This window comes from Acidovorax delafieldii 2AN (assembly GCF_000175235.1).
GTDB classification, from domain to species: Bacteria; Pseudomonadota; Gammaproteobacteria; order Burkholderiales; family Burkholderiaceae_C; genus Acidovorax; species Acidovorax delafieldii_B.
The window spans coordinates 1-5,024 of the sequence record NZ_ACQT01000253.1 but is presented as its reverse complement, the minus strand read 5'-3'; the positions used below and the strand labels follow the sequence as shown (position 1 = coordinate 5,024).

At 67.0% G+C, this 5,024-nt stretch carries 6 protein-coding genes; 2 read left to right on the top strand and 4 right to left on the bottom strand.

Annotated elements, in window-relative coordinates; genetic code table 11:
• Positions 1 to 254: 254 nt before the first annotated feature.
• From pcaF to ACDELDRAFT_RS19030, 3 genes are read right to left on the bottom strand one after another with little or no spacing between them, the layout of a single operon-like run.
• A complete protein-coding gene (gene pcaF / locus ACDELDRAFT_RS19040; RefSeq protein ID WP_005799654.1) occupies positions 255 to 1,457 on the bottom strand; it encodes a 3-oxoadipyl-CoA thiolase in 1,203 nt (400 codons plus the stop codon).
• Positions 1,458 to 1,487: 30 nt separating this feature from the next.
• A complete protein-coding gene (locus ACDELDRAFT_RS19035; RefSeq protein WP_005799653.1) occupies positions 1,488 to 2,132 on the bottom strand; it encodes a 3-oxoacid CoA-transferase subunit B in 645 nt (214 codons plus the stop codon).
• A gap of 29 nt (positions 2,133 to 2,161) precedes the next feature.
• Entirely contained in the window at positions 2,162 to 2,863 is a 702-nt protein-coding gene (locus ACDELDRAFT_RS19030; RefSeq protein WP_005799652.1) for a 3-oxoacid CoA-transferase subunit A, read from the bottom strand.
• Between the two features lie 91 nt (positions 2,864 to 2,954).
• Between ACDELDRAFT_RS19030 and ACDELDRAFT_RS19025 the strand changes: the two genes are divergently transcribed.
• On the top strand, positions 2,955 to 3,752 hold the full coding sequence (locus tag ACDELDRAFT_RS19025) for an IclR family transcriptional regulator domain-containing protein (protein ID WP_005799651.1): 798 nt from the start codon (positions 2,955 to 2,957) through the stop codon (positions 3,750 to 3,752).
• Between the two features lie 354 nt (positions 3,753 to 4,106).
• On the opposite strand, the gene ACDELDRAFT_RS19020 is transcribed toward ACDELDRAFT_RS19025, so the two are convergent.
• Positions 4,107 to 4,328 (bottom strand): hypothetical protein, encoded by a 222-nt coding sequence (locus tag ACDELDRAFT_RS19020; RefSeq protein ID WP_005799650.1) that lies wholly within the window; start codon positions 4,326 to 4,328, stop codon positions 4,107 to 4,109.
• 172 nt (positions 4,329 to 4,500) lie between these two features.
• Between ACDELDRAFT_RS19020 and ACDELDRAFT_RS19015 the strand changes: the two genes are divergently transcribed.
• Positions 4,501 to 4,935 carry a DUF1841 family protein gene (locus ACDELDRAFT_RS19015; protein WP_040329913.1) on the top strand — a complete coding sequence of 145 codons (435 nt, stop codon included), beginning with the start codon at positions 4,501 to 4,503 and terminating at the stop codon, positions 4,933 to 4,935.
• The last annotated feature ends 89 nt before the right edge of the window (positions 4,936 to 5,024 follow it).

Genomic DNA, 5,024 nt, shown 5'->3' with positions numbered 1-5,024 from the left:
TCCAGCGTGGTGCCCAGCGAGTTGGAGAACACCAGCACGGGGGCCTGGGCCGGGCCGTCCAGCCGCACGCGGAAGCGGCCACCTGGGGTTTCAATGGTTTGTGTCTGCACAGTCAGCCTTTCGGTGGAGCCAGGGGATGGCGATGGGCGCGGTGGGGCGCGGTGGCGCACCCCGGGCATGTCCAGCGCCTGCGCACGCGGCGCGGCAGCCGGCTGGCAATGCAGCCCACCGGCGCGCTGGACATGGGCAGGCGTTCAGACCCGCTCGAGGATCACGGCAATGCCCTGCCCCACGCCAATGCACATCGTGCACAGCGCGTATTTGCCGGCGTGCTCGTGCAGGCGGTTCACGGCCGTGGTGACCAGGCGCGCGCCGCTGGCACCCAGCGGGTGGCCCAGTGCAATGGCACCGCCCCAGGCGTTCACGCGGGCGTCGTCGTCCTTCAGGCCCAGAGCGCGCAGCACGGCCAGGCCCTGGGCGGCAAAGGCTTCGTTGAGTTCAATCACGTCCATGTGGTCGATGGTGAGGCCCGTCTGCGCCAGCACCTTCTGGGTGGCCGGCGTGGGGCCAAAGCCCATGATGCGCGGCGCCACGCCGGCGGTGGCCATGCCCACCACGCAGGCGCGGGGCTTGAGGCCGTACTTGGCGGCATGGGCCTCATCGGCCAGCAGCAAGGCGCAGGCGCCATCGTTCACACCCGAGGCATTGCCAGCCGTGACGGTGCCATCGGGGCGCACCACGCCCTTGAGCTTGGCCAGCGCTTCCAGACTGGTTTCGCGCGGGTGCTCGTCCTGGCTGACGACGATGGCGTCGCCCTTCTTCTGCGGAATGGTCACCGGGACGATTTCGCGCGCCAGGTGGCCGGCCTGGATGGCGGCCACGGCGTTGAGCTGGCTGCGCAGCGCCATGCGGTCCTGTGCCTCGCGCTCGATGCCGAAATCAGTGGCCACGTTTTCGGCCGTTTCGGGCATCGAATCCACGCCGTATTGCGCCTTCATGAGCTTGTTGACAAAGCGCCAGCCAATCGTGGTGTCATACACCGCGTTGTTGCGGCTGAAGGCGCTTTCCGCCTTGGGCATCACAAAGGGGGCGCGGCTCATGCTTTCAACGCCGCCGGCAATCATCAGGCCCGCTTCACCGGCCTTGATGGCGCGCGCTGCCGTGCCCACGGCATCGAGGCCCGAGCCGCACAGGCGGTTGATGGTGGCGCCCGGCACTTCGATGGGCAGGCCGGCCAGCAGGGCCGACATGCGCGCCACGTTGCGGTTGTCTTCGCCGGCCTGGTTGGCACAACCGTAGAGCACGTCGGTCACGGCAGCCCAGTCCACGCCGGGGTTGCGCTCCATCAGCGCCTTGAGCGGGATGGCGCCGAGGTCGTCGGTGCGCACGCTCGAAAGCGCGCCGCCGTAGCGGCCGAAGGGGGTGCGGATGGCATCACAGATGAAAGCTTGGGTCATGGTGTCTCCTGGGGAATTCGGGGGGAAAGTTCAGGCCTGGATAGGCAGGCCCACAAGGCGTTCGAGTTCGGCGTGTTCAAGCCCCTCGACCTTGTCGATGAGCCGGAGCCCCTGCGGCGTGCAGGCCAGCGTGGCAAGGTCGGAATAGATGCGCTTGACGCAGCCAATGCCGGTGAGCGGATAGGTGCACTGGGCCACGACCTTGCTGGCGCCCTGCTTGGTGAGCAGGTCCATCATGACCCAGGTCTGCTTGGCGCCGATGGCCAGGTCCATGGCGCCGCCCACCGCGGGGATGGCGCCGGGCTCGCCCGTGCTCCAGTTGGCCAGGTCGCCCGTGGCCGACACCTGGAAGGCGCCCAGCACGCAGATGTCGAGGTGGCCGCCGCGCATCATCGCGAAGCTGTCGGCATGGTGGAAGTACGCGCCACCGGGCAGCAGCGTCACGGGCTGCTTGCCGGCGTTGATGAGGTCGTAGTCTTCGCTGCCCGCGGCCGGCGCCGGGCCCATGCCCAGGATGCCGTTCTCGCTTTGCAGGATGACCTCACGACCTGCAGGAATGTGGTTGGCCACCAGGGTGGGCTGGCCGATGCCGAGGTTGACGTAGGCGCCGTCGTGGATGTCTTGCGCCACCCGCTTGGCCAACTCTTCTTTACTACGTTTTTGATAGCTGCTCACGCTTGCTCCTTTTGCGCCAGAGGCCAATTTCATGCAGATTTCTTGAAACCACCGGCCTGGGTGGCGACGCGGGCGATCTTCACGACGTGGCTCACGTACACGCCGGGCGTGACGATGGTTTCGGGGTCGAGCGCGCCCAGTTCCACCACCTCGTGCACCGTGGCCACCGTGGTCTTGGCTGCGGTGGCCATCACCGGGCCGAAGTTGCGGGCCGACATGCGGTAGGTGAGGTTGCCCCAGCGGTCGCCCTTGTCGGCCTTGATCAGCGCCAGGTCGCCGTAAATGGGGTACTCGAGCACGTAGTGCTTGCCGTTGATCTCGCGGGTTTCCTTGCCCTTGGCCAGCTCGGTACCGTAGGCCGTGGGGCAGAAGAACGCGCCGATGCCCGCGCCGGCGGCGCGGATGCGCTCGGCCAGGTTGCCCTGGGGCACCAGCTCAAGTTCGAGCTTGCCACTGCGGTAGAGCTCGTCAAAGACATAGCTGTCGGCCTGGCGCGGAAAGCTGCAGATGATCTTGCGCACCTGGCCTGCCTTCAGCAGCGCGGCCACGCCCTGCTCGGCGTTGCCGGCGTTGTTGTTGACGATGGTGAGATCGCGCGCGCCGTGGGCGATCAGGCCGTCGATCAGCTCATCCGGGATGCCCGCCGTGCCAAAGCCACCAATCAGCACCGTGGCACCGTCCCGCACGCCCGAGAGGGCCTGCGCCACCGAGTCCGCTATCTTGTTGATCATGGAAAGTCTTCCGAGAAATATCAAAAAAGGCGCCGCTATTTGTTCGTATAATGAACAAATGTTCGCATAAAGAATTATAGCCGGGCATCCCATGAGCACCAATTCCCCTCCAGCAAGCCCCAAACCGGGGGACAGCTACGTGCAATCCTTCGCGCGCGGGCTCGAAGTCATCCGCTCGTTCAGCGCCACCGCGCCGCAGCAGACGCTGAGTGAAGTCGCCGCGCACACGGGGCTGACGCGCGCGGGCGCCCGCCGCATCCTGCTCACGCTGCAGACGCTGGGCTATGTGGAAAGCGACGGCCGGCTGTTCCGCCTGACGCCGCGCATCCTCGACCTGGGGTTCGCCTACCTCTCGTCCATGCCCATCTGGGACCTGGCCGAGCCGGTGATGGAAGAACTGGTCGAAAAGGTGCGCGAGTCGTGCTCGGCCGCCGTGCTCGACGGCCTCGACATCGTCTACGTGCTGCGGCTGCCCACCCACAAGATCATGCGCACCAACCTGGGCGTGGGCTCGCGCCTGCCCGCGCCCTGGACGTCGATGGGGCGGGTGTTGCTGGCCGGCCTGCCCGAAGACGAATTGGTGGCCCGACTGCAGGGCGTTGCCCTGCAGCGCTTCACGCGGCACACCACGGTGGAGTTGCCGGCGCTGCTCGAGCACATCCGCCGCGCCCGCGCGCAGGGCTGGTGCCTGGTGAACCAGGAGCTGGAGGAAGGGCTGATCTCGATCGCCGCGCCGCTGACCAACCGCGCGGGCCAGACCGTGGCCGCCCTCAACGTCAGTGGCCAGGCCAACCGCACCAGCGCCGAAGTGATGCAGGCCACCATGCTGCCAGCGCTGCTCCAGGCGGCGCAAACCATTTCACGCATGCTGGGCATCCAACGCAACTGATTTTTCGCGCCAGCCACCAGGCGACACGGTGAATCAATGGTGGCGGGCAGTGGGTGTGCGGGCGGGCATTCGGCGCCTCGCATGGCGCAAAGCAGCCAGACAGGTTTCGGCCATCGCCCAGATCAACCGATGGCGCAAAGCAGCGGCTGCAATGTCCTTTCATGAGAGATGGCGCCCGGTGGCAGACCGTGCCCCTGCGCCGCGCCCATCGTGAGGGCCCTGCCCCAAATGGCGCGGAGCGCCCGATCTGGGCGGCAACGTCCCATCCTCCGCGACACCGCACGCCGCTCAGCAGCCGGGCACCCACGATGCGCACCGGCCACGGCCGGACCTCATGGCGCGACCGGGTTGTGATCAATTCTTGCGAAAGCCCAGCACCAGCACGACGGCCCCCAGCGCCATCGCGCCCAGACTCAGCCACTGGGGCACGTTCACCGCTTCTTTTTCCTTCACGGTCAGTTCCAGCGGGCCCAGCTTGGCCTGGGTGGTTTCCTTGGTGAAGCTGAAACCGCCGGTCAAGAACCCGGCCAAGCCCAGAACGATGAGAATCACTCCGATCAAACGCAGCGCATTCATGGCATTTTTCTCCCCTGTCCAGGGCTGTTGGCATCTGTTCGATAGCTATGGTGCAATGGCGGCCCTGGTTTCGCCGCGCGCCCCGCCCCACTGTAGGCGCGAGTGCCAATGCTGGGTGTAGGACGCCACCGCGATGCAAGGCCGCGGCCGCCCGCGTGCTACGCTTGCCGCCATGTTCAACCCCTCCCAAGCCGATGTGCGCCGCTTCCTCTGCGCGGTGCATGCCAAGACTCAAAGCGGCGAACCCATGGAGGCCATCGAAACCCTGGCCAGCCTGTGGATTGCAGAGCACCCCGAATACCATGCGGACCTTGCCGATGCCGATGCCGCCGTGGCACGCAACTACGACGAAACACCGGCGCAGACCAACCCCTTCCTGCATCTATCGATGCACCTGTCCATCAGCGAACAGTGCAGCATCGACCAGCCGCGCGGCATCCGCCAGGCGGTGGAACTGCTCACGGCCCGCCTCGACTCCCTGCACGACGCCCACCATGCGGCGATGGACTGCCTGGGCCAGATGCTGTGGGAGAGCCAGCGCGCCGGCCGCCCGCCCGATGGCGACGCCTACATCGCCTGTGTACAGCGCCGCGCCACGCGGGACTGACCCGCGCAGCACGCACTGATTCACCGGCAGCACCACGACACCGCCGTGGGATCAGCAGCGGCAGCCCGGCACGCACCGCAGCCGCCGGG

Bases quoted from the DNA above. Each gene is read 5' to 3' on its own strand.
- ACDELDRAFT_RS19015 (WP_040329913.1), top strand. From the start codon at position 4,501: ATGTTCAACCCCTCCCAAGCCGATGTGCGCCGCTTCCTCTGCGCGGTG.
- ACDELDRAFT_RS19030 (WP_005799652.1), bottom strand. From the start codon at position 2,863: ATGATCAACAAGATAGCGGACTCGGTGGCGCAGGCCCTCTCGGGCGTG.
- pcaF (WP_005799654.1), bottom strand. From the start codon at position 1,457: ATGACCCAAGCTTTCATCTGTGATGCCATCCGCACCCCCTTCGGCCGC.
- ACDELDRAFT_RS19025 (WP_005799651.1), top strand. From the start codon at position 2,955: ATGAGCACCAATTCCCCTCCAGCAAGCCCCAAACCGGGGGACAGCTAC.
- ACDELDRAFT_RS19020 (WP_005799650.1), bottom strand. From the start codon at position 4,328: ATGAATGCGCTGCGTTTGATCGGAGTGATTCTCATCGTTCTGGGCTTG.